Genomic DNA, 24,071 nt, shown 5'->3' with positions numbered 1-24,071 from the left:
CACGCAACAGTCGAAACCAGCAGTTTGGAATGATCGACCGACTCTCGGGCATGTCCGTCTTCGTGAAGGTCGCCGACTGCGGCTCCTTCGCCGCGGCTGCCGCCGAACTCGACCTTTCCGCCCAGATGGTCGGCAAGCACGTCGCGGCTCTGGAAGCCCGGCTCGGCGCCCGGCTGATCGCCCGCACGACCCGGCGCCAGAACCTCACCGAACTCGGCCTCGCCTATTATCGCCAGTGCCGGGTGGTCCTTGCCGAGGCGGACGCGGCCGACGCGCTGGCCGAAGACCTCGCCGCCGAGCCGCGCGGGCGGCTCAGGATCAACGCCTCCGTGACCTTCGGCAGCGCGGCGCTGGCGCCGGTCGTCCTCAGCTATGCCGAGCGCCATCCGAAGGTCGACGTCGATCTCGTCCTGAGCGATCGCCGCGTCGATCTGATCGAGGAAGGCTTCGATGCGGTCGTCAGGATCGGAGAGCTCGCCGATTCCTCCCTCGTCGCCCGGCCGCTCGGGCCCTATCGCCTGATCCCAGCCGCCGCCCCGGCCTATCTCGTCCGCCGGGGCCGGCCGAGCCATCCGCGCGACCTCGCCGACCACGAATGCCTCGTCTTCCTCGGATCGAGCGAGAGCCGCAGCCACACATGGACGTTCGGTCGTGACGGCGAAGTGGAAGACGTGCGCGTCGGCGGTCGCCTCAGGATGAACGACACGCGCGCCATGCTCCACGCCGCCGAGGCCGGTGCCGGCATCGTCATGGGGCCGGAAATGCTGATCCAGCCGCTCCTCAACGAGAAGCGGCTGGAGCGGCTGCTGCCGGGCTGGGACGCGCCGTCATGGCCGATGCACGTCCTCTACGCCCCGGATCGCCGCCCGACGGCGAAGCTGCGCACGTTCCTGGACATGCTGGTCGAGGCCTTTCCCCGGCCGTGAGCCGCCGCGCTCCAATTCGCCGCCGTCAATCCGGCAGCATCGCCTCCAGCGTCTCGATCCGGTCGGCCTCGAAGGCCGGCTTGTCCCATCTGAGACGGGAGACACGCGGAAAGCGCATCGCCACCCCCGACTTGTGCCGGCTCGATCGCGCCAGCCCCTCGAAGGCGACCTCGATGACGAGGCCGTGGTCCGGCTCGGCCCGGACCGAGCGAACGGGGCCGAAACGCTGCACCGTATTGTCGCGGATGTATTTGTCGAGCTGCTTCAGCTCCTCGTCGGTAAAGCCGAAATAGGCCTTGCCAACCGGCACTAGCTCCGGATCGTCGGCCGGGCCGCTCCAGACGCCGAAGGTGTAGTCCGAGTAATAGCTCGACCGCTTGCCGTGGCCACGCTGGGCATACATCAGCACGGCGTCGACGAGATGCGGGTCCTTCTTCCACTTGAACCACGGCCCCTTCGGCCGCCCCGGCACATAGGCCGAATCCCGCCGCTTCAGCATCAGCCCCTCGATCACCGGGTGCGGCGGCGCGGCGCGCAAATCCGCGAGCGCTTCGAAATCATCGAAGGCGACCAGCGGCGAGAGGTCGAAGCGCGTCGGCTCGAGGCCCTTGACGAAGGCCGCCAGCCTCTCCCGCCGCGCGGCGAAGGGCAAGGCGCGAATGTCCTCGCCCCGGTCGACAAGAAGGTCGTAGCAGCGCAGGAACACCGGGTGCTTCTTCAGCATCGCCCCGGAGACGGTTTTGCGGTTCAGCCGCTGCTGCAGATCGGAAAACGTCCCCGCGACGATGTCGTCCGGCCTTGCCCCGCGATCTTCGACCAGAGGCGTGCCGCCCCTCCCGCCGGTCGCGGCGACCAGCAATTCGCCGTCGAGCGTACCCTCGAAGGTCATGAAGTCGGTCAGGTCCGGGAAGGCGCCGGAAATGTCGTCGCCGGTGCGCGAATAGAGCCGGCGCACGCCGCCCTCGGCGCTCGCCTGGACGCGGATCCCGTCCCATTTCCACTCGGCGGCATAGACCGCCGGATCGATCAGCCCATGGTCAGGCTCTTCCAGCGGCTGCGACAGCATCACCGGCCGGAAGGGCGCCAACGCCGCCGAGACGGGCTTGTCCGCCCGCCCCTCCAGCCAGGCGAACAGCACCTCGTAGGGCGGTTCGAGCCCGTGCCAGAGTTCCTCGATCTCGGCGATGTCCTTTCCCCCGAAATCGGCCAGCGCCTGTTTGGCGAGCCGCGCCGAGACGCCGATCCTCAGCCCACCGGTGACGAGCTTCAACAGCGCATAGCGGCCCGAAGCGTCCAGCCGGTCGAGCCAGGCTTCGACCAATCTCACGCCCTCCTGCCGGGACGCGGCGCCGAGCCGGGCGACGATCTCCGACAGGGTCGGTGCGGTCCCCTGCACGAGATGACGTCCGATCTCCCCCCTTGAGGGGGAGATGCCGGCAGGCAGAGGGGGGTCCCCATCCGCACCGGCCGACCGATGATCGCCGATCGCCTCCCCCTCCGGCCAGACCAGCGCGATGGTCTCGGCGAGGTCGCCGACATAGTCGTAGGAATACTGAAACAGCACCGCATCCATGCGGCTCGCCACCAGCTCGCGCAGCATCGCCGGCTTGACGCTCCTGACATCGAGGTCGCCGGTGATCGCCGCCAGCGCGAGACCCCGCTCCGGGTCGGGAACGGCGCGAAAATGCTCGACGAGAAGCCGCAGCTTGCCGTTACGCGAAGGCTGCAGGACGAGGGCGTCGAGAAGGTCGGCGAAGGATTTCATCCTGCCGCAACATGCTGCGGCGGCGAGCGCCGGCAAGCCGGCCCGGCGTCGGGCCCTGCGCTTCGATCGGCAGCTCGGGCCGGACGGTCGCCAAACCGGCCGCGCCGGCCTCCCACTGCAGCCCTCAGGGCCGTTGCCAGCGCTGCACCGTGCGGCAGAACACCTTGGCGAGACAGCCGCGCAGATCCAGCCGCCCGCCGTGCAGCCGCAACCCGCCGTCATAGGTCTCGCCGCTGCGCGGGTCGCGCACCCGGCCCGCGTCGTCCGGCGGCGATCCGGCCACCCGGGCGACCCATTGCCCCCGGTAGCGGCCGCTGGCGACGGTGGCGCAGAGGCCGGCGTCGCAGCCGGCGACGGCGATCGTCGTACCGTCCTCGCTCACCGGGGTCCCGGCGATCGGCGGCGCGGCATGGGCCCCGCCCGCCGTGTTGGCAAGGAGGAGGATCGGGACGGCGACCGTCGGAGGTCGGTGCGTCATGGCCGACGGAAAGACGCCATCATCCTCCACCACGATGCCGCGGCGGACGTTCCGTCACACGTGAGCGGCCACCCCTTTGGTCAAACCCGCGCCGGCAGGGCCCGGGCGCCGCGGATGCCGCGCAGCTTCAGCTGATGCCGCGCCGTGAACACGGCGTCGGCGTCCATGCCGGGCTCGCGGCTCAGCCATTCGAGATAGTCCTCCGGCACCTCGCCGATCGGGATCCCCTTGTAGCGGCCGAAGCGGAGCTTGCCGAGCAGCGCCGGTTCGGCCGACGCCCGTTCGGCCCGGTCGAGAAAGTCGGCGAGGTCGTGGCAGCGGGGCATCAGAACGGCGGTGATGGCGCGCAACAGGACGGCGGTGCACACCGCGTCGTAGAGCGCGCGATGCGGGGCGAGCCCCGCAAGCAGCGGCTCGACCGGCGACAGATCGAGCGGCACGTATTTGACGAGGCTCTGGAGCCCATGCGCCTTCAGGCTCGGAAAGGCTCTGAGGGCGAGCTTGTGGGTGCACAGCCACCGGCCGGCAAAGCGCAGGCGCGAGCGATCGAACTCGGCGCGCTGGGCCGCGAACACCGCCGCCAAGCGAAACGGCGCGGCCGCCTCGGCAAAGCCCGGCGCGCCGGCGAGCATCTCGTCCGTGATCCGGTGGACCTTGCGCGCATGCGGGTTGATCGGGACGCCCGCCGGGTCGCAGAGGCTCTGCATCGGATTGGTGATTTCGCCCGTCAGAAGATCGAGATCGACCGAACCGATCTCGATCACCGCGTCCTCCGCCAGCCGCTGCCCGGCCGTCTCGGTGTCGATCACCCGGACGCGGCGCGGCGGCGATTCGGCAAACAACGACGGCGTCGTCGCGATGGGTGGAAAGAGATCGGTCATGCTTGCGAAAGATCGCCCTTCGCAACGGCGAAGACAAGAACCCCGAGGGCGGCGAGAGGCCGATCCGCGCGGATCGGCCGTCAGGGCTCAGACGCCGCCGACGCGATCCACAAACCCAGGCTGCGACGATCCTGCCCCCTCCCGCTCGCCTCCCCGGCCACCCGCCGGCCGCATCCCGTCACCGCGGTCGACGCCCCCGCCCGGCGCGGGCCGGCGCGGTCGGACCACCGAAGGGACACACGCCGCACGGACGGCGGCCGCCTCACGCCAATCGGACACGCCGCACGCCGCACGGACGGTGATCCCGCCGCACTTTTTTGATCGCGGCATGCTCCCGCCCGTCTCTCCCCACCTGTCGCCGGGCTGGCCGCGTGGCGGACCCGGCCGGATTTCCCCTTGAACGCCCGAACTTTTGCCGGTATCAGAGCCTCGATGACGGGCGGACGTGAGTACCCGGCTTCGCGTGCCCCAATAGCTCAGTTGGTAGAGCAACGCATTCGTAATGCGTAGGTCGCTGGTTCGAGTCCGGCTTGGGGCACCATTTTCCCTTTTTTCGTTGATTTTCGCCCGGTCGGGTCGCATCGCGCGTTCCGGAAGCCCATGGCGAATCCTGCGCCACGAGGGGGCACGATCCCGACGGCGCCGTCGCGCAGCCAGGTCTTGAGAAGCAGGGCGAGGCGAACCACGCCTTCCCTCAGAACAACTCCAGTTGCCGCCCCGACCGACCTGCTGTCGGCGCGAAGCGCTGTTTCAGGCTCTCGTCGTCGGTCAGCCCGCCGGGTGACCAGTCGAGCGTGACGACGAAGGGGCGGACCTTGTCGATCGACTGGCAGAGGCGGGCGAGGTCGTCGAGCCGCAGCGTCCGGTGCCGGCGGGTCGAGAGGATGCGTTTCACCGCCCGGGTGCCGAGGCCGGGCACCCTGAGCAGCATCTCCCGGTCGGCGCGATTGACGTCGACGGGAAAGCTCTCGCGGTTCTTCAGCGCCCAGGCGAGCTTCGGGTCGAGCGACAGGTCGAGCATGCCGGCCTCTCCGCCGGAGACGATCTCGGTGCGCTGGAAGCCGTAGAAGCGCATCAGCCAGTCGGCCTGATACAGGCGGTGCTCGCGCATCAGCGGCGGCTTGGCGAGCGGCAGGCGGCTGGAGGAATCGGGGATCGGCGAGAAGGCCGAATAATAGACCCGGCTGAGGCGGTAATTGCCGTAAAGGTTCTCCGAGCGATTGAGAACGTCGTCGTCGCTCGAGGCGTCGGCGCCGACGATCATCTGGGTCGACTGGCCGCCGGCGGAAAACCGCTTCGGCCTGGTCCTGTCGCGCTTCTCGCCCCGGTGCTCCTCGATCTTCGCGCGCAAATGGCCCATCGAGCGGCGGATGTCGCGCGGGTCCTTTTCCGGCGCCAGCGCCGACAGCGTCACGTCCGTCGGCATCTCGATGTTGACCGAGAGCCGGTCGGCGAAGAGCCCGGCTTCTTCCAGCAGCGCCGGCGAGGCATCCGGAATGGTCTTCAGATGGATGTAGCCGGAGAAGTTTTCCTCCAGCCGCAGTTTCTTCGCGACCCGCACCATCTCCTCCATCGTGTAATCGGAGCTGCGGATGATGCCGGAGGAGAGAAACAGTCCCTCGATGTAGTTGCGGCGGTAGAAGTTCATGGTCAGCGCCACGACCTCTTTGACGCTGAACCGCGCCCGCTGCACGTTGGAGGAAGAGCGATTGATGCAATAGACGCAGTCGTAGATGCAGAAATTGGTGAGGAGGATCTTCAGGAGCGAGATGCAGCGCCCGTCCGGCGCATAGGCATGGCAGATGCCGGAGCCTTCGGTCGAGCCGATGCCCTTCGACTTGGCGGAGTCGCGTCCGGCCGCCCCGCTGGAGGCGCAGGAGGCGTCGTATTTCGCCGCATCGGAGAGGACGGCGAGCTTGGTGCGAAGATCGAGCGTCGGCATCCGGGCCACATAGCGTTCATGAAACGTTCTTGCCAGCGAAAAAGCCGACCGCCGCCTGTTACCTTTCGTCGCGGCCACACCGCCGGGGCCGCGTCGCAAGGGCTTGATTCTCAATCAGTTTTGATCGGTCGATGAAACCAAAGACGATAAAGCTACGTTATATTCGCCAAGGGGACGATCCGATGGGACGATCCGATGACGAGACGTTTCAGGGCGTCGATCTGCCCTGGCGACGTTGCCCGTCATCACGCGCCTTTCGATTACCGGAGCATTCTGATGCGTAAACTCATTTCGATGACTCTCGCCGCGGTGCTGGCCCTCGGCACTCTCGGCACCACCACCGTCGGGGCCAGCGCGGACCCGCATTGGCGTGGTCACCATGGGAGCCATAATTGGAACCGTGGCCATCGGTGGAACGGGCATCGCTATTATCGCGGCGGCCGTCACTATCGGGGAGGCCGATACTACCGCCGGCATCACAGCAACGGCGCGGCGATCGGCGCCGGCATTGCAGGCCTGGCAATCGGCGCCATCGTCGGCGGCGCGCTGGCCGACAACGGCCGTCCGGTCCCCGTTCAGCGGGTCTATCCGACCCGCGGCTACGGCGGCGGACACATCGCTCGCTGCGAGGCGCGCTATCGCTCCTACGACCGCCGGACGGACACCTTCCTCGGCTATGACGGTCACCGTCACCGCTGCAAATACTGATTTCGGCGCGATGCCGATGTGAGCGAAAGGCCCGGCGGACGATCCGCCGGGCCTTGTCTCATCGCAGGTCCGCCGGTTCGCGTCGGAGCGGGTCGTCCCTGCGATCGTCGGTCGACGGGTCATTGCAAATGTGACCGCGCCTCGGCGCAACCGGCGATGCCTTCGAAGAGTTTATGGAACAGCCAGGAGAAGCCGCCGAGGGCGGCCTCCTGACGAAGGGACAGACGGGCTCCCTCGACCATTCCCGGCTAGGGATTTCGGCCGCTCGGCCCGGAGCGATCGGAGAATGACCATGAAGAGACTAGTTTCCGCGGCTCTTGCAGCCGCAGTTTCGCTCGGCGCGATGGGCGCCGGAACGCTCACCGCGAGTGCCGAGCCCTGGCATCGCGGTGGCGGCTACCACCATGGCGGCGGGTGGCATCACGGTGGCGGCTGGTATCGCGGCGGGGGCTACCGCCACCATTACGATCGTGGCGGCTGGCACCATCACAATAGCGGTGCCGCAGTGGCCGCCGGCATCGGCGGGCTCGCCCTCGGTGCCATCGTCGGCAGCGCGATCGCCTCGCCCGGCTACTACGACGAGCCTCCGGTCTATTACCGGCGCCCCGTCCCGGTCGAGCGGGTCTATCCGGTTCGCCGGGCTTACCGGGTCGCCCCGCGCCCGGTCTATTACGGCGACCACGCCACGGTCTGCGCCGAGCATTACAGGTCCTACGACCCGCGGACCGACACCTTCCTCGGCTATGACGGCTACCGCCACCGCTGCAATCTCTGACCCACGCTGGGGCAGAACGTACGGGAACACGAGAGGCCGGCGGATCGCTCCGCCGGCCTTTCGTCATTCGTCCTCGATTCTCACGCCTGATCGGCTCGCGCCCCGGCGCGTCGCCGTCAGTGGTCGAGGGCCTTCTTCACCGCCCGCTTGGTGACGACCTTGACGAGATTGGCCCGGTAGGCGGAGGAGCCGTGGATGTCCGAGACCATGTCGCCCTCCGGCACGGCCAGACTTTCGACCGCATCCGGGGCGAAATTGCCGGACAGCGCCTGCTCGCCGTCGCTCCAGCGGAAGGCGCCGCTCGCGCCCGCTCCGGTCACGCCGACCTTGACGCCGTCGGCGCGCCTGGCGACGAAGACGCCGCACATGGCATAGCGCGAGGCCGGGTTGCGGAACTTTTCGTAGGCGCACTGGTCGGGCGCCTCGAAGGACACGGCGGTGACGATCTCGCCCTCCTCCAGCGCCGTCTCGAACAGACCCTGGAAGAACTCGTCGGCCGGGATCTCCCGCTTGTCGGTGTGGATCGTGCCGCCGAGCGCCAAAAGCGCCGCCGGATAGTCCGCCGCCGGGTCGAAATTTGCGACCGAGCCGCCGACCGTGCCCATGTGGCGCACCGCTGGATCGCCGATCAGACCCGCGAGCGCCGCAAAGCCCGGGCAGACGGACTTGATCTCGTCGCTCGTCGCAACCTCGGCATGGGTCATGCCGCCGCCGATGCGGATGGACCGGCCGCTCACCGAAATGCCCTTCAATTCGCCGACATGGCGAAGATCGATGAGCGCCTCGGGTGCGGCGAGCCGCTGCTTCATCGTCGGGATCAGCGTCATGCCGCCCGACAGATATTTCGCCTCGTCGCCCTTTTCGCCGGCGAGCTGGGCCGCCTCCGCCAGAGAGGACGGACGGTGATAGCTGGTCTCGTACATGGATCGTGCCTCCTTGGGGCCTTCTCGGGGCGCCGGGCTGTCGGGCAGCCGCGCGGCGCAATCGTCGAACTCTCGTTGCCGGCCGGACCGGCCGCGCCCTTTGAAAGAGCCCGGCCAGTGTGTCTTCGCATCGCCTAGCGGACGGCGTTGAGCGCCTTCCAGACCTTTTCGGGCGTCGCCGGCATGGTCAGCTCGTTGTTGCCGATGGCGTCGGTGATGGCGTTGATCACCGCCGGCGGCGAACCGATCGCGCCCGCCTCGCCGCAGCCCTTCATGCCGAGCGGATTGCCCGGGCAAAGGGTCTCGGTGGTCGAGACCTTGAAGTTCGGCAGGTCCCAGGCCCGCGGCATGGCGTAGTCCATGTAGGACGCCGTGGTCAGCTGGCCGCTGTCGTCATAATGGGTGCTTTCGAGGATCGCCTGGCCGATGCCCTGGGCGAGGCCGCCATGCACCTGGCCCTCGACGATCATCGGGTTGATCACCCGGCCGAAATCGTCCGCCGCGACGAACTGGACGATCTCGGTCGTGCCCGTTTCGGGATCGACCTCGACCTCGCAGATGTAGCAGCCGGCCGGGAAGGTGAAGTTGGTCGGGTCGTAGAACGCCCCCTCCTTCAGGCCCGGCTCCATGCCGTCGGGCAGGTTGTGGCCTGTATAGGCGCCGAGACAGACCTCGTGCCAGCCGAGCTTCTTGTCGGTGCCGGCGACCTTCACCTCGCCGTTTTCGATGACGATGTCGCCCTCGTCGGCCTCGAGCACGTGGGCGGCAATCTTCTTGGCCTTGGCTTCCACCTTGTCCAGAGCCTTGTGGATCGCCGACATGCCGACGGCGCCCGACCGCGAGCCGTAGGTGCCCATGCCGAACTGCACCTTGTCGGTGTCGCCATGGATGACCTGAACGTTCTCGACCGGCAGGCCGAAGCGCTCGGCGACGAGCTGCGAGAAGGTCGTCTCGTGGCCCTGGCCGTGGCTGTGCGAGCCGGTGAGGATCTCGATGGTGCCGACCGGATTGACCCGCACCTCGGCGGATTCCCACAGACCGACGCCCGCCCCCAAAGAGCCGACCGCCTTCGACGGCGCGATGCCGCAGGCCTCGATGTAGCAGCTCATGCCGAGGCCGCGCAGCTTGCCGCGGGACTTCGCCTCCTCGCGGCGCGCTTCGAAGCCGGCGACGTCGGCCGCCTGCATGCCGGCGTTCAGCGTCGCGTCGAAGTCGCCGGCGTCATAGGCCATGATCACCGGCGTCTGGTGCGGGAAGGAGCGGATGAAGTTCTTGCGGCGGAACTCCGCCGGCGAGATGCCGAGTTCGCGCGCCGCCGTCTCCATCGTCCGCTCGACGACGTAGGTCGCCTCCGGCCGCCCGGCGCCGCGATAGGCGTCGACCGGCACGGTGTTGGTGTAGACCGCTTTGACGTTGGCGTAGATCGCCGGGATGTCGTACTGGCCCGACAGAAGCGTCGCGTAGAGATAGGTCGGCACCGACGACGAGAACAGCGACATGTAGGCGCCGAGATTGGCGATCGTCTCGACCTTCAGGCCGAGAATCTTGTTGTCGGCGTCGAGCGCGAGTTCCACCTCGGTCTCGTGATCGCGGCCATGGGCGTCGGTGAGAAAGGCTTCCGAGCGGTCGGACGTCCACTTCACCGGCACGCCGGTGCGCTTGGAGGCCCAGAGACAGACGATCTCCTCGGGATAGATGTAGATCTTCGAGCCGAAGCCGCCGCCGACGTCGGGCGCGATGACCCTCAGCTTGTGCTCCGGGGCGACGTTGTAGAAGGCGCTCATCACCAGCCGGGCGACATGCGGGTTCTGCGACGTCGTCCAGCAGGTGTAGTGATCCTCGGCCGGATCGTAGACGCCGAGCGCGGCTCGCGGCTCCATCGGGTTCGGCACGAGGCGGTTGTTGTGGATGTGCAGCCTGGTGACGTGGGCGGCCCTGGAGAAGGCCTCGTCCGTCGCCGACTTGTCGCCGAGTTCCCAGTCGAAGATCAGGTTGCCGGGCGCCTCGGGATGTAGCTGCGGCGCGCCGTCCTTCAGCGCGTCGACCGCCTTGGTGACGACGGGCAGTTCCTCGTAGTCGACAACCACCGCCTCGGCGGCGTCGCGGGCCTTCGCCTGGGTGTCGGCGACGACGATCGCCACCGCCTGCCCGACATGGCGCACGGTCCCGGAGGCGAGCGCCGGCCAGGCGCCCATCTTCATCGGCGTGCCGTCCTTGGAACTGACCGCCCAGCCGCAGATCAGATTGCCGATGCCGTCGCCCTGCAACTGCTGGCCATTGAGCACGCCGATGACGCCCGGCATGGATTCCGCCGCGCTGGTGTCGATGCCGGTGATCCTGGCATGCGCGTGCGGCGAGCGCACGAACGCGGCATATTTCATGCCCGGCACGCTCATGTCGTCGACATAGCGGCCGCGCCCGGTGATGAAACGGCGGTCCTCCTTGCGAAGAACCTTCGCACCGATACCCTCAACGCCCATTCTCAAACCTCCCTCGAGATCGATCACGGCTCCCTTGCGCCAGGGCGCATCCCGCGACCGATGAAACCGTTCGAAGACCGCGAAGCCGGGTGGGGCCCGCGGCAGTGCATCACGTCACTCGGCCGCCATGGCCGGCGCCTGCGAGGCCCCCGCCGCGGACAGGATCGCCTTGACGATGTTGTGGTAGCCGGTGCAGCGGCAGATGTTGCCGTCGAGTTCCTCGCGCACCGTCTCCTCGTCGAGGGACGCGCCGTGCCGGTTGATCATGTCGACCGCGGTCATGATCATGCCGGGGGTGCAGTAGCCGCACTGCAGGCCGTGATGCTCGCGGAAGGCGGCCTGCACGGGATGCAGTTCCTGGCCCTCGGCGAGGCCCTCGATGGTGGTGACGGAAGATCCCGAGGCCTGGACGGCGAGCATGGTGCAGGACTTCACCGCCTTGCCGTCGACATGGACGACGCAGGCGCCGCACTGCGAGGTGTCGCAGCCGACATGGGTGCCGGTGAGGCCGAGATTTTCGCGCAGGAACTGGACGAGCAGCGTCCGGTCTTCGACCGATCCTTTCATCTCGCGCCCGTTCACGGTGATGGTGACGTCCGTCATGCAACTCCTCCCAAACTCGCCGGCTCGATCGGCCGGTCATGTCGCCGGTCCCCCTTCCGCTCGGCACCCGCTTCGGCGTCGAAGCAGGCAGGGCGGGGCGCTCGCGGGGGAGATTGCCCCTTTGTGGCGTGGGCTTCAAGCGCTTTTCAGAATCGTTCCATCCAAGCCGCCGTCGCCCGGCGGACGGCGCGTCGGCGGATGGCGTATCGGGTCTGGCACGGCCGAGTCGTCGCGACCCGGCGCCGGGTGCCGCCGGCCGCCGGCGCCACACGCAAGGATGAGACGATCCGGCCTCTCGGGATCAGGCGCGTTCCGCGAGGGGTTCTGACGCCAGCGCCTTGCGGACGGCGTCGGGATCTTTCTCGATCACCCGAAGAAGAGCGATCGTCGTCTCGTCGGGACGGCGGCGGCCCTGTTCATAAGCGTCCATCCTGCGAGCCGGGATCGCGAATTCGCGCTCGAAAGCCCGCGTCGTCACGGCAAGCCTCGATCGGATCGAACGGATCCGCTCGGGGGTGAACAGGGCGGCCGGAACGTCGTAGGACTGCGCCTTTGCCGTGCCGCCGAGTTCGGCTTCGATTTCTGCGAACGCTTCGACGAGGTCGTCGCCAACTCGGCTCATCCCGCTCCTCCCTTCAATCTCTCGATGGCCGCCAGAATTGCCTCGCGTTGCGCATTCGACAGATCATCCGACTCGTTCTTCGGATAAGCGGTCATCATGTAGATGGCAGACTTCACGGCGACATAATAGATGACGCGCCCACCACCGGATTTCCCCCGGCCCGGCAGCGCGAACCGGGCCTTGCGAACACCCCTCAAGCCTCGGATGACGGGATGCGCGTTCGGGGCAGCGGCAAGCCCGGCTTCTATCTCGCGCATGGCCGCATCATCCAGCCCCATCCGTTCCATCGCTCGAAGATATGGCTTCAGACGTACGACCCTCATGAGCCCATGCTATGCTCTGGCCGCATGACGTCAATGCGCTCTTTCCATGACGAAGCATTCGGCACGCCAACCGAACGCGCTCCGTCGGCCTGAAGCCGCCAACGTCCTTTCGAGGGATGATCGGCATCGGGACGCGAACATCGCGGCCCGATCCGTCGGCCCGCCAGACCACCCTTGTCGCACATTGGCCACGCGCAAGAAAATTCTGGCCTCCAAGCCTCCCTGCGACAGTAAGTCCGGCTTTGCGTCCGTCCTGTTGTCCCATCGGCACAGCACGGGCTCAATCGACGTTTGCGAGGTGTTCGCCGGCCGATCCGGCGGGCCTTCGTAGTTGTTATTTCACGATTTCCGGGCATGCTTATCCATACCTGAAGGGGGGAGCGAAACTTTTCGGGAAGGGCCGGCAGGCCCTGGCGCGCCATGACGGCGGGCACTCTCACCCTCCACATGACCGCTGGTTCAGGGGATTGAAGCGTTTGCCCGATTTTGGCCGCCTGCCTGCAATCTGTGTTGCGATTGCCCTGGCGATCTCCCTGGCCTCGCCGGCCGGCGCGTTCGAGATCTTCGGCGTGAAGTTCTTCGAAAGCGCCGATGCCGACGTCGAGGTCATCGATCCCCTCAACTACACCGTGACGCTCGCCGTCGAGCCCACCCCGGAAGACGCGGACGGATCGCTGGAAGACACGCTGCGCGACGCCTCCGGCCTGATCAGCGACGAGGACAAGCCGGTCTCCGGCTCGCTCGGCCTCCTGTCCAAGGCCAAGACCGACCGCAAGCGGCTCGTGGCGGCCCTGTTCGAACAGGCCCGCTACGACGGTCTCGTCGACGTCTTCGTCGAGGGCCGCGACATCACCACCCTGCAGCCGGATGCGAGCTTTTCCGCACGGCCCGTGCCGGTGACGATCCGGGTCCGCCCGGGGCCGAAATACACGCTCGGCCGCATCGCCGTCTCCTCCGGCGGCATCCCCGTCGACCCGGCCGAATACGGGCTCGAGGCCGGCGGTGACGCCGGCTCGGCGAAGGTGCTCGAAGCCGAAGGCAAGATGTTCAACGCGCTGCGCGAGGACGGCCGCCCCTTCGTCGCCGTCACCGATCGCGACATCATCGCCGACGCGGCGACGGACCGGCTGGAATATCAGGCGGCCCTCGATCCCGGCCCGCGGGTTCCCTTCGGCGACGTCTATGTCGACGGCGCCGAGGACGTCGATCCGGGCTTCATCGCCTACATGACCGGGCTGAAGGCCGGCGAGGTGTTCTCGCCCGAAGAACTCGCCGACGCGCGGGCCCGCCTCCTCAAGCTCGGGGTCTTTTCGTCGGTCACCGTCAAGGAAGGCAAGGCCCAGGATCCGGACGGCACTTTGCCGGTGCAGGTCGAGGTCGGCGAGCGCAAGTTCGGCTTTTACGGCGTCGGTGCCACCTATTCCAACACCGAGGGCGCCGGCGCCAGCGGCTATGTCGGCTATCGCAACCTCTTCGGCCGGGCCGAGTCGCTGCGCTTCGACGCCTCGGTGTCGCGGATCGGCGCGACCGCCGTCTCCGGCGAGGCGCGCGAGACCGACGGGTTCGACTATTCGAGTTCGCTGGTGTTCAAGAAGCCGGGCGTCCTCGGCCCGGATTCGGTCTATATCGGCTCGCTGGAGATCAAGCGCGAGCAGCCGCTCGCCTACGACCGCACCAGCTATGCGGCGACGAGCGGCGTCGAATACGACATCGACCGGCAGCAGAAGCTCAACGTCACCCTGCGCGCCGAATACGAGGAGATCACCGACTATCTCGGCGATCGGAACTATTTCATCACCTCGCTGCCGATCACCTACACCTATGACGGCCGCGACAAGGAGCTGAACCCGACGGAGGGCTTCTATTTCCAGGCGCTCGCCGAGCCGTCCTACGGCTTCAACACCTCGACGCCCTTCGTGAAGACGAGGCTCGACGGCCGGGCCTATCTGTCGCTGACGGAAAGCGACCGGCTGATCCTTGCCGGCCGGCTCGGCTACGGCACGATCTTCGGCGCCGACGTCGAGGACATTCCGAACGACCGCCGCTTCTACGCCGGCGGCGGCGGCTCGGTCCGCGGGTACGAGTTCCAGTCGATCGGCCCCTATTTCCCCGGCGACGTACCGCCCGGCTCGGGCTTCAACGAGCGCTTCACCGACACGCCGACGGGCGGCCTGTCGCTGTTCGAGGGCTCGGTCGAGGCGCGCATCGGCGTCACCGAGAACATCCAGATCGTGCCCTTCCTGGATTTCGGCACGGTCTCCGACGAACTCGTGCCCGACTTTTCCAACTTCAAGCTCGGAGCCGGCGTCGGCGCCCGCTATCTCACCAGCTTCGGTCCGATCCGCATCGACGTCGGCATCCCCCTCGATCCGGGGCCGCGGGACGCCGGTTACCAGATCTATGCCGGAATCGGACAGGCCTTCTGATGCTCAACGAACGCCTCGCCGCCCTTGTCCTGACGCTGTTCCTGGCGCTCGCCGCGCTGCTGCCGGCGAACCGGCCGGCCCATGCCCAGCAGTTCATCGCCGGCCAGATCGAGAACCTGATCTCGACCGACACGATGAAGGTGAAGATCGAGGGCCTGTCGGGCGCCCTCAGCGGGTCGATCCGCATCGACACGGTCACCGTTTCGGACCCCGAGGGCGTCTTCCTGACGGCGAGCGACCTCGCCATGGACTGGTCGCCGCTGGCGCTGGTGCGCTCCAACGTCTCGATCGAGAACCTTTCCGCCGGACGGATCGTGCTGGAGCGGCTGCCGACCGGCCAGCCGGCCAGCGAAGGCGGCGGCGGGTTCTCCCTGCCCTCGATCACCGCGGACATCCAGCAGATCGCCATCCAGGAATTCGTCCTCGGCGAGGCGATCGCCGGCACGCGGGCGCGGCTCAAGGCCAATGCCAGCCTGGCCCTCGATGCCGACCCGACGCAATTGTCCGCTCAGGCGACCGTCGAGCGGCTCGACCAGCCGGGGCGGATCGCCTTCACGGTCGACTTCGCGCCGGACGACAACCGGCTGGTCGTCAATGTCGACGCCAGCGAGCCCCAGGGCGGCCTCGTCGCGACGCTGCTCGGCATTCCCGGCGCCCCGCCGGTGCAGCTGACGGTCAACGGCTCCGGCCCGCTCTCCGGCTTCATGGCGAACGGCGCGCTCACCGTCGACAACGAGCAGGCCGCAACCCTGACCGCCCGCGTCGACCGGCAGGACGATGCCTACCGTGCCGCGCTGTCGCTCAACGTCGCGGCCGAGCGCTTCGTGCCGGAGGCCTATCAGCGCTATGTCGAAGGCGGCGCCAATCTCGACGCGACGGTCGAAATCCGCGACGACGGCACCTACCGGATCGAACAGGGCACCCTGTCCTCGCAGGCCGTGCAGGTCTCGGCCACGGGCACGGTCGATCCGTCGGGCTCCGGCAACGATCTCTCCGTCCAGCTGAGCGCCCCCGGCGGCGGACCGCTCGCCCTGTCCTTCGGTACGCCGGAGACGCCGATCGACCTGTCCATATCGAGCCTGCAGGCATCGCTCCAGGGTGCTTTGTCGAACGCCAATCTCACGGTCAACGCCAATCTCCCGCAGGTCGTCTATGCCGACTACGCCGCGAACAATCTCGGCGCCGAACTGACCAGCGCGGGCTTCGACGTCACCGGCCTCACCGGCCCGTTCCAGCTTTCGGCGAGCGCCGCCTCCGCAAAGGCCCCGGAGGGCGTGCAGCAGCGCTTCCTCGACGGTCCGATCAGGCTTTCCGGCAGCGGCGCGCTCGACCAGAACGGCATCCGGCTCGACCCGGCGAGGCTTGAGACCGACACGGCCAATCTGACCGTCACCGGTTCGGCCGCGCTGAGCTTCTCCACCTTCGACCTGACGCTCGATTCCAATTTCCAGACCGTGGCGCTGTCGGCGGCCCTCTCGCCCATCGCCGGCGAGAGCCTTGCGGTGGCCGGCCGCTTCGCCCGCACCGCCGACGGCGGCCTCAGTGCGAACGACCTGAAGGTCACCGGCGACAATCTCTCGATCACCGGCCAGGCCGGGCTGAACGGCGACACCGTCTCGGCCGACATTTCCGGCCGTATCGCCAATGCGGGTGCGGTCAGCCAGTCCTTCTCCGGTGCCGCCACCTTCGATCTGACGGCCAGCGGCCCGGTCGAAAAGCCCGACGTGAATCTCACCGTCGACGGCAACGGCCTGTCGATCAACGGCCGCGAACTCGCCAATCTGACCGTGAAGGCCACCGGCACGCTCGATCCCGCCTCGCCGCGGGCAAGCGTCGACATTTCCGGCACCATCGACGGCCAGCCGCTGGAAGGCCAGGCGCAGTTGACGACGCAGGAGAACGGCGAACGCCGCCTTTCCGGCCTCGTCATCCGCCAGGGCCCGAACCGCATCACCGGCGACCTCGTCCTCAACGAGAACTTCCTTCCGATCGGCACCCTCGACGTCAGTCTCGACGATCTCGAAGCCCTGGCCGCCCTTGGCGGCGTAACGGCGAGCGGCGACGTCGCCGGAACCATCGGCTTCGACGTCGAGGCCGACGGCACGCCCGTCGCCCGCCCGGATCTTGCCGGCGACAACGTTTCGGTCTCCGGCAACAGCCTCGTCGGTGCGAAGATCGACCTGTCGGTCTACGACTATCTCGGTGTCCCGAAGCCCGAGGGCACGATCCGGGCACTGTCGATCGGCGCCGCCGGGATCGACGTCGAGGATCTCGCCATCGATCTTGGCCGTGAAGGCGAGGGCACGGCGATCGACGCTTCGGCGCGGGCGAATGGCGTTCCGATAACGCTCGCCGGCAACGCCGCTTTCTCCCCGAACGAGACGCTGATCGAACTCCAGCAGCTCACCGCCGCCATTCCCGATGCCGCCGTGGCGCTGCAGGAGCCGGCGCGGATCCGCATCGCAGACGGCACCACCACGCTCTCCGATTTCATCCTCTCCGTCGGCGAGGGCAGGCTGTCGGCCTCCGGCTCGGCCGGCGAGACGCTCGACCTGTCGGCCGATCTGACGAACGTGCCGGCCGCCGTCGCCAATCCCTTCGTCGCTGACCTGTCGCTTGCCGGCACCCTCGACGGCACCGCCGCGGTGAGCGGCCAGGCGAGCGATCCCTCCGCCCGCTTCGACATCCGCGCCCGACAGGTCGTCGCCACCCGTTCCGGCGGCCCGGCGACGCCGCCGGTCGACGGCACGGTCGCCGGCAGCTATTCCGGCGGCACGCTGCAGCTCCAGACGGCCCGCCTCGATCTCGGCGACGGCTCGCTCACCGCCACCGGCTCGGTCGGCGAGACGATCGACCTCGACGTCGATCTCACTGAAGCCCCCGTCGCCATCGCCAACGCCTTCGTCGAGGGGCTCGACGCCTCGGGCACCCTGTCCGGCGAGGCGCAGGTTTCCGGGACGACGAGCGCACCCGCCGCCACCTTCTCGCTCACCGGCCGCCAGATCACCGCCAAGACGATCGCCGACGCCGGCATCGAGCCGCTCTCGCTCGACGCCTCCGGCTCCTACGACAACGAGACGCTGACGCTCGCCAATGCCGACGTCGAGGTCGGCTCGGCCTCGCTGACCGCCTCGGGCACGATCGGCGAGACCCTCGACGTCCGGGCGCGGGCGGAAAACCTCCCCGTCGGCCTCGTCAACGGCTTCGTGCCCAACCTCTCGGCCAGGGGCATGATCTCCGGCACGGTGAGCGCCACCGGCACGCTGACCAACCCCGATGCCACCTTCGACATCCAGGGCAGCGGCATCACCACGGACGAAATCGCCCAGTCCGGCATCAAACCGCTCGATTTGCGCCTTGCCGGCAGCTATGCGGACGGCACCGCCGACATCCAGACCGGCGTCGTGAACGTCGGCGACGGTTCGCTCACCGTCTCCGGCCGCATCGGCGAGACCCTCGACGTCACGGCCGAAGTCAGCCGTCTGCCGGTCGGCCTCGCCAACGGCTTCGTCGAGGGCCTCGGCGCCGAGGGCACCGTCTCCGGCACGGCGCGGGCGACCGGCACGCTCGAAAGGCCCGACGCCACCTTCGACCTGTCCGGCACCGGCATCACCACCAAGGCGATCGCACAAGGCGGCGTCCCGCCGCTGACCCTCGCCGCCGACGGCAACTACCGCGACGGCACGCTCAACCTTGACACCGCAAGGCTCGACGTCGGCGACGGCTCGCTGCGGGCGTCGGGCACGGTCGGCGAAGAGTTGAACCTCGACCTCGCCCTCGACGCCCTTCCCGTCGGCCTCGCCAACGGCTTCGTCGACGGGCTCAACGCCGAAGGCACGATCTCCGGCACCGGCCGGGCGACCGGCTCGCTCTCAGACCCGAACGCCACCTTCCGGCTTTCGGGCAGCGGAATCACCACCGAGCAGATCGCCAGGTCCGGCGTCGCGCCGCTCGCCCTCGATGCGGCGGGCTCCTATGCAGGCGGCACCGCGACGATCGAGCGCGCCGACGTCACCGTCGGCGAAGGCTCCCTGTCGGCTTCGGGCACGGTCGGCGAAAATCTCGACCTGACGCTGAACCTGTCGGAGCTGCCGGTCGGTCTCGCCAACGGCTTCGTCGAAGGGCTCGGCGCCCGCGGCACGGTCTCCGGCTCCGGCAAGGCGACCGGTTCGCTCTCCGACCCGCAGGCGACCTTCCAGCTCACCGGCTCGGGCATCACGACCCGGCAGATCGCCGACTCCGGCATCGCGCCGATCGGCCTCGACGCGGCCGGCTCCTATTCGGGCGGCACCGCCACCATCGAGCGGGCCGACCTGTCCGTCGGTTCCGGCAGCCTGTCGGCATCCGGCACCATCGGCGATCAGTTGGATCTGGAGGTGACCGCCACCGGCATTCCCGCCGGCCTCGCCAACGGTTTCGTCGAAGGCCTCGGCGCTCGCGGCACGATCTCCGGCAACGCAACGGCGACGGGATCGCTGTCCAACCCGTCCGCGCAGTTCACGCTGTCCGGTTCGGGCATCACCACCGAAGAGATCGCCCGCTCCGGCACGGCGCCGCTCACCCTCGACGTCGCCGGCACCTATGAGGACGGCACCGTCAACCTCGCCAATGCCGAGGTCGTCGCCGGCGACGGTCGCCTGACGGCGCGAGGCACGGTGGGTCAGCAGCTCGACGTCGACGTCGATCTCGCCCGGCTCCCCGTCGGCCTCGCCAACGGCTTCGTCGACGGCCTCGGGGCGCAGGGCACCCTGTCCGGCACGGCGACTGCCACCGGCTCGCTTTCCAGCCCGAACGCGCGCTTCGACCTCTCGGCTGCCAACGTCTCGGTCGCCCAGAGCCGAGCCGCCGGGGCCCCTCCCCTCTCGGCCGACCTCGCCGGCAGCTATCAGAACGGCAATCTCGCCCTCGACCAGGCGCTGGTGCGGGTCGGCGGCGGCACCATCCGCGTCACCGGCGGGGCGAGCCAGAGCAATCTGAACCTCACTGCCGAGATCCGAAACCTGCCCGCCTCGATCGCCAGTGCGGCCGCCGGCGATCTCGCCCCGCAGGGGACGATCAACGGCACCGTCAGGGCCACCGGCGCGCCGAGCAATCCGCAGGTGAATTACGACGTCACCGCCTCCGGCGTCTCGATCCAGCAGACCCGCAGCGCCGGCGTCGGCGGCCTGCAGATCGTCACACAGGGGCAATATGCCGGCAACCGCGTCACCACCGATACGCGCCTGTCCGGCAGCGGCATCGATCTCGCCGTCAACGGCTCGGTCGGCCTTGCCGGCACGCCGACCCTCGATCTTGCCGCCAACGGCACGGCGCCACTTTCGCTCGCCAATCCGATTCTCGCCGAGGGCGGGCGCTCGGTTCAGGGCACGGCCCGCATCGACGTGCGGGCGACCGGTCCCGTCACCCAGCCCAACGTCAACGGCACGGTCACCGTCGCCGGAGCGCGGCTGGTCGATACCGGCTTCAACGTCGCCCTCAACGACATCAACACGAAGATCGTCCTCAGCGGCACGACCGCGACGATCCAGAGCTTCACCGGCCAGATCTCCTCCGGCGGCAGCGTCACCATCGGCGGGACGGTCGGCCTCACCGGTCAGTTCCCCGCCGATCTGACGATCCGCGCCGACCGCGCCCGCTACAACGACGGCGAACTCGTCGCCGCGCGGCTGTCGGCCGACCTGACGCTGACCGGCCCGCTGGTCGCGACGCCCACCCTCACCGGCACGGTCAACGCCGAAGAAATCGACATCATCGTGCCGGACAACCTTCCGAGTTCGCTGGCGCGGATCGACGTCACCCACCGCAACGCTAGCCCGGCCGTCATCGAGCAGCAGCGTGAGCTCTTCCCGAAGAACGCCAGCGGCACCAGCGGCGGCGGCATCAATCTCGACATCACGTTCAACGCGCCGAACCGCGTCTTCGTGCGCGGCCGCGGCCTCGATCTCGAACTCGGCGGCTCGCTGCGGATCACCGGCCCGGCCGCGAACCTTTCCATCGTCGGCGGCTTCGAACTGGTGCGCGGCCGGTTCCAGATCCTCTCCAAGGTGCTGACCTTCGAGCGCGGCAATCTGAGCTTCACCGGCGATCTGATCCCGACCCTCGACCTCGAGGCGTCCTCGACCGTCGACGACGTCACCGTCTACGTGACGGTGACCGGGCCGGCGAACGATCCGTCGGTCAGCTTCTCCTCCAACCCGGCGCTGCCCCAGGACGAGGTGCTGGCGCGGCTGATCTTCGGCCAGGGAACGTCCGACCTCTCGCCTCTGCAGATCGCCCAGCTGGCCGAGGCCGCAGCGACGCTCGCCGGCGTCGGCGGCTCGACCGGCCTCCTCGACAATCTGCGCTCCCAGCTCGGCGTCGATGCCCTGAACGTCACCACCACCTCCGACGGCCAGACCGCCGTCGGCGTCGGCAAGTATCTCAACGAGAACACCTATCTCGGCGTCGATTCGACCGGCCGCGTCTCGCTCGAACTGAAGCTCGGCGGCGGGCTGAAAGCCAAGGGCGCGGTGACGACGGAAGGCGGCGGCGAGGTCGGCGTGTTCTACGAGGGTGAGTTCTGAGGGGCGCAGGCGTCACCGGCAAAGAGAGGCGCAAGCTCTCGAACGGTTTGGATATCGGCGAAATCAGCCGGCCCGCAAAGACGTCCAGGGGCAGCCTGAGCGGCTACGGCAGCACTTTTCCTTCTTTGGAAACGCGCTTAGCTTGAGGGCGTAACGTTGTTGTCCTGGAAAAGCCGATGCGAACGACCGTGACGCTCGACGACGAACTCCTCCGGCGCGCCGTCGCCCTTACGGGAAACACGGAGCGGACGGCCTTGCTTCGTGAAGCCCTCACGGCCCTCATCGAACGTGAGAGCGGACGCAAGCTTGCGGCGCTCGGTGGCACGGAGCCGGATTTCGAGGCACCGCCTCGCCGTCGCCTCGATTGATGATCATTGCCGATACGTCCGTCTGGGTCGATCACCTCCGCCAGGGAGACGATTTCCTGGAGGATCTGCTCCTCGCCAATCAGATTGCAGCCCATCCTTACGTCACCGCGGAACTCGCACTCGGATCGGTTCGTGACCGAGGGGCATTCCTCGCGATGATCGAGGGTTTGCCGACCGTCGCTCCGACGCCTCTCGGCGAAGTCCGGCAGCGAATTGAGCGGCATCGGCTTTACCGGCGCGGTATCGGCTTCGTCGACGTCGCACTGGTCGCAGCCTGTCTGTCGAATTCCAGCCTGAGGCTCTGGACCCGGGACAAAAGACTGGCTTCCGTCGCCCTGGAACTGCAGATCGCTTATTCGCCAAATGCCGTGTGAGCGGCCGGCGCAGCCGCCGGTCGCAGCTACAGATACTTGTCGATCAACCCCGTCACTTCGGCGTTGCGCTCATTGCCGGTCCGCCCGCCCATGACGACGACGATCAGGCGCCGGCCGCCACGCATGGCCGTGGCGACGAGGTGGAAGCCGGAATCGCGGATGTAGCCGGTCTTCAGCCCGTCGACGCCCTCGACCTTGCCGAGCAGCTTGTTGGTCGCGCGATAGGTCCGGCCCTTGAAGGAGAATTCGGTGACGCGGAACATCGGCATGTAGCGCTGGAACCGCGAGATCAGGGCCCTCGCGAGAATCGCCATGTCGCGGGCCGTCGAGATCTGGCCCGGATCGGGCAGACCCGAGGCGTTGACGAAGCGGGTGTTGCGCATGCCGAGTTGGCGGGCTTTGGCGGTCATGACGGTCGCGAAATTGGCCTGCGTACCGCCGAGATTTTCGGCGATCACCACGGCGACGTCGTTGGCCGATTTCGTAGCCAGCGCCTGCGCCGCGTCACGCACGGCGATGGTTTCCCCCGGCTTGAAACCGAGCTTCGACGGCGGCTCGGCGGCCGCCTCGGCGCTGACGACGAGCTCCGTGTCGAGCGAGAGCTTGCCCGCATCCACCGCCTCGAAGAGGAGAAAGAGCGTCATCATCTTCGTCAGCGAGGCCGGATAGCGCAGCGCGTCGGGGTTTTCGGCCTCGAGAATGCGGGCGCTCTGGTAATCCATGACGAGAACGGAGTGGCCGCGGATCTCGGCGACGCTCTGCTCCGTCAGGGTCGTCAGGCCGAGCGAAGCCGGCGTCAACTCCGCCGTCTGGCAACCGGCCAGAAGCAGCGCCGGAAGCAGCACTGCAAGGACGCCGAAGAGCCGGACGGATCGAAGCTGCTGAAACCAGTCGCGCATGGTGAGCCGGCCCTCGTCGATTGCGGGTGGCCGAGCTATGCGCAACCGGCCGGAATCCTGTCAAACCCCGAACAGAGCATTGAAAGACTTCGCGCTTCGCCTGTGCTGGCGATGCCACAGGGGCGGCCGGGCGGCTGCGGAACGCCCCTCCGTCGCGGCGGCACCGGCGTTGCGCAACCCCCTTCGACTTGACATCGGACCGTCATCGAACAGGTCGCATGATGCCGCGGACCAGCGACGACGCCGAAGCCTGCGGCGTCCTGGTGCGTCGAGGGTCGGACACGGCCGGAACTTTCGAGGGGACGACCGGCATGCGCGCGGCGATCTATTTCACTCCGCCGGCGGGCTCGCCGCTGGCGATGACGGCCAATCGCTGGCTCGGCCGCAATCCGTTCGACGGCGAGGCCAGCCGCGAGGCGATCGCGGTGCGCGACCCGCTCGTCGCCTCCCCGGCCCGCTACGGCTTCCACGCGACGATCGTCGCGCCCTTCGCGCTCGCGGATGCGGTCGATCTTCAACGCATCGACGCGCGGCTGTCGCAGTTCTGCGCCGCGCAGCGCCCCTTTGCAATCACGGCCCGCGTTCCCGCAAGGCTCGGGGCGTTCTTCGCGCTGGTGCCGGCGGAGCCCTCGCCGGAAATGTCGGCAATGGAAGCTTCGGCCGTCCGCGCCTTCGCGCCGTTCCGGGCGCCGTTGAGCGAAGAGGCCATCGCCCGCCGCCGGCCGGACCGGCTCACCGAGCGCCAGCGCGCCTATCTCGAAGAATGGGGCTATCCTTACGTCTTCGAGGAATTCCGCTTTCACATGACCCTGTCGGGCGCGCTCTCGGACGAACAGGTAGAGGCGCTGAGCCCCGATCTTCAGGAGACCTTCGCGGAATTCGACGGCGAGACGCTCGCGATCGACCAGCTGGCGATCTTCGTCGAGCCGGAGCCGGGCGCGCCCTTCCGCGTCCACTCGGTCCACCGCTTCGAAGCGGTTTGAGCCGATCTTTCGCCACCCGGCGGTCTCGCCGG

18 protein-coding genes and 1 tRNA gene are annotated in these 24,071 nt (G+C 68.2%); 9 read left to right on the top strand and 10 right to left on the bottom strand.

Features of this window, described 5'->3' with window-relative positions:
- The first annotated feature begins 50 nt into the window (after positions 1–50).
- A complete protein-coding gene (locus LZD57_RS04600) occupies positions 51–926 on the top strand; it encodes a LysR family transcriptional regulator (RefSeq protein ID WP_233717956.1) in 876 nt (291 codons plus the stop codon).
- A 25-nt stretch (positions 927–951) separates the two neighbouring features.
- Here LZD57_RS04600 and LZD57_RS04595 read toward each other — a convergent pair whose 3' ends face one another.
- The 3 genes from LZD57_RS04595 to LZD57_RS04585 form a co-directional block, all read right to left on the bottom strand.
- Positions 952–2,691 carry a cisplatin damage response ATP-dependent DNA ligase gene (locus LZD57_RS04595; RefSeq protein ID WP_233717955.1) on the bottom strand — a complete coding sequence of 580 codons (1,740 nt, stop codon included), beginning with the start codon at positions 2,689–2,691 and terminating at the stop codon, positions 952–954.
- A 124-nt stretch (positions 2,692–2,815) separates the two neighbouring features.
- Positions 2,816–3,169: a DUF2147 domain-containing protein gene (locus LZD57_RS04590; RefSeq protein ID WP_233717954.1), complete on the bottom strand. Its 354-nt coding sequence runs from the start codon at positions 3,167–3,169 to the stop codon at positions 2,816–2,818.
- A gap of 80 nt (positions 3,170–3,249) precedes the next feature.
- Positions 3,250–4,050, bottom strand: a complete 801-nt coding sequence (locus tag LZD57_RS04585) for a putative quorum-sensing-regulated virulence factor (RefSeq protein ID WP_233717953.1) — start codon at positions 4,048–4,050, stop codon at positions 3,250–3,252.
- Between the two features lie 465 nt (positions 4,051–4,515).
- Between LZD57_RS04585 and LZD57_RS04580 the strand changes: the two genes are divergently transcribed.
- Positions 4,516–4,591 (top strand) — tRNA-Thr (locus LZD57_RS04580).
- Between the two features lie 153 nt (positions 4,592–4,744).
- On the opposite strand, the gene LZD57_RS04575 is transcribed toward LZD57_RS04580, so the two are convergent.
- Complete coding sequence (locus LZD57_RS04575) at positions 4,745–5,992, bottom strand: putative DNA modification/repair radical SAM protein (RefSeq protein WP_233717952.1); 1,248 nt, start codon at positions 5,990–5,992, stop codon at positions 4,745–4,747.
- A gap of 276 nt (positions 5,993–6,268) precedes the next feature.
- On the opposite strand from LZD57_RS04575, the gene LZD57_RS04570 reads away from it, so the two are divergent.
- Together LZD57_RS04570 and LZD57_RS04565 are read left to right on the top strand one after the other, a co-directional pair.
- The gene (locus LZD57_RS04570) at positions 6,269–6,700 is read left to right on the top strand and encodes a BA14K family protein (RefSeq protein ID WP_233717951.1); all 432 of its coding nucleotides are present in this window, start codon (positions 6,269–6,271) and stop codon (positions 6,698–6,700) included.
- Positions 6,701–6,986: 286 nt separating this feature from the next.
- A complete protein-coding gene (locus tag LZD57_RS04565) occupies positions 6,987–7,475 on the top strand; it encodes a BA14K family protein (RefSeq protein WP_233717950.1) in 489 nt (162 codons plus the stop codon).
- Positions 7,476–7,591: 116 nt separating this feature from the next.
- On the opposite strand, the gene LZD57_RS04560 is transcribed toward LZD57_RS04565, so the two are convergent.
- The 5 genes from LZD57_RS04560 to LZD57_RS04540 form a co-directional block, all read right to left on the bottom strand.
- On the bottom strand, positions 7,592–8,398 hold the full coding sequence (locus LZD57_RS04560) for an FAD binding domain-containing protein (RefSeq protein WP_233717949.1): 807 nt from the start codon (positions 8,396–8,398) through the stop codon (positions 7,592–7,594).
- Between the two features lie 134 nt (positions 8,399–8,532).
- Entirely contained in the window at positions 8,533–10,878 is a 2,346-nt protein-coding gene (locus LZD57_RS04555; RefSeq protein WP_233717948.1) for a xanthine dehydrogenase family protein molybdopterin-binding subunit, read from the bottom strand.
- Between the two features lie 114 nt (positions 10,879–10,992).
- Positions 10,993–11,481, bottom strand: a complete 489-nt coding sequence (locus LZD57_RS04550) for a (2Fe-2S)-binding protein (protein WP_233717947.1) — start codon at positions 11,479–11,481, stop codon at positions 10,993–10,995.
- Between the two features lie 301 nt (positions 11,482–11,782).
- Positions 11,783–12,103 carry a helix-turn-helix domain-containing protein gene (locus LZD57_RS04545; RefSeq protein WP_233717946.1) on the bottom strand — a complete coding sequence of 107 codons (321 nt, stop codon included), beginning with the start codon at positions 12,101–12,103 and terminating at the stop codon, positions 11,783–11,785.
- The gene (locus LZD57_RS04540) at positions 12,100–12,426 is read right to left on the bottom strand and encodes a type II toxin-antitoxin system RelE/ParE family toxin (RefSeq protein ID WP_255699769.1); all 327 of its coding nucleotides are present in this window, start codon (positions 12,424–12,426) and stop codon (positions 12,100–12,102) included. Before LZD57_RS04540 ends, LZD57_RS04545 begins: the two co-directional genes overlap by 4 nt.
- 476 nt (positions 12,427–12,902) lie before the next feature.
- On the opposite strand from LZD57_RS04540, the gene LZD57_RS04535 reads away from it, so the two are divergent.
- The 4 genes from LZD57_RS04535 to LZD57_RS04520 all read left to right on the top strand — a co-directional run bounded on the left by LZD57_RS04535 (position 12,903) and on the right by LZD57_RS04520 (position 22,157).
- Positions 12,903–14,852: an autotransporter assembly complex protein TamA gene (locus tag LZD57_RS04535; RefSeq protein ID WP_233717944.1), complete on the top strand. Its 1,950-nt coding sequence runs from the start codon at positions 12,903–12,905 to the stop codon at positions 14,850–14,852.
- The gene (locus tag LZD57_RS04530; RefSeq protein WP_233717943.1) at positions 14,852–21,415 is read left to right on the top strand and encodes a translocation/assembly module TamB domain-containing protein; all 6,564 of its coding nucleotides are present in this window, start codon (positions 14,852–14,854) and stop codon (positions 21,413–21,415) included. The genes LZD57_RS04535 and LZD57_RS04530 overlap by 1 nt, the downstream gene beginning before the upstream one ends.
- A 176-nt stretch (positions 21,416–21,591) precedes the next feature.
- The gene (locus LZD57_RS04525; protein WP_233717942.1) at positions 21,592–21,783 is read left to right on the top strand and encodes a type II toxin-antitoxin system VapB family antitoxin; all 192 of its coding nucleotides are present in this window, start codon (positions 21,592–21,594) and stop codon (positions 21,781–21,783) included.
- Positions 21,783–22,157, top strand: coding sequence for a PIN domain-containing protein (locus tag LZD57_RS04520; protein WP_338034682.1), 375 nt, complete (start codon positions 21,783–21,785; stop codon positions 22,155–22,157). Before LZD57_RS04525 ends, LZD57_RS04520 begins: the two co-directional genes overlap by 1 nt.
- Before the next feature lie 26 nt (positions 22,158–22,183).
- Here LZD57_RS04520 and LZD57_RS04515 read toward each other — a convergent pair whose 3' ends face one another.
- Positions 22,184–23,056, bottom strand: a complete 873-nt coding sequence (locus LZD57_RS04515; RefSeq protein ID WP_233717940.1) for a D-alanyl-D-alanine carboxypeptidase family protein — start codon at positions 23,054–23,056, stop codon at positions 22,184–22,186.
- A gap of 218 nt (positions 23,057–23,274) precedes the next feature.
- Between LZD57_RS04515 and LZD57_RS04510 the strand changes: the two genes are divergently transcribed.
- Positions 23,275–24,039 carry a DUF1045 domain-containing protein gene (locus LZD57_RS04510; protein ID WP_233717939.1) on the top strand — a complete coding sequence of 255 codons (765 nt, stop codon included), beginning with the start codon at positions 23,275–23,277 and terminating at the stop codon, positions 24,037–24,039.
- The last annotated feature ends 32 nt before the right edge of the window (positions 24,040–24,071 follow it).

The sequence above is a fragment of the Jiella avicenniae genome (genome assembly GCF_021390325.1).
GTDB classification, from domain to species: domain Bacteria; phylum Pseudomonadota; class Alphaproteobacteria; order Rhizobiales; family Rhizobiaceae; genus Jiella; species Jiella avicenniae.
This window is presented reverse-complemented; position numbering and strand designations above follow the sequence as displayed.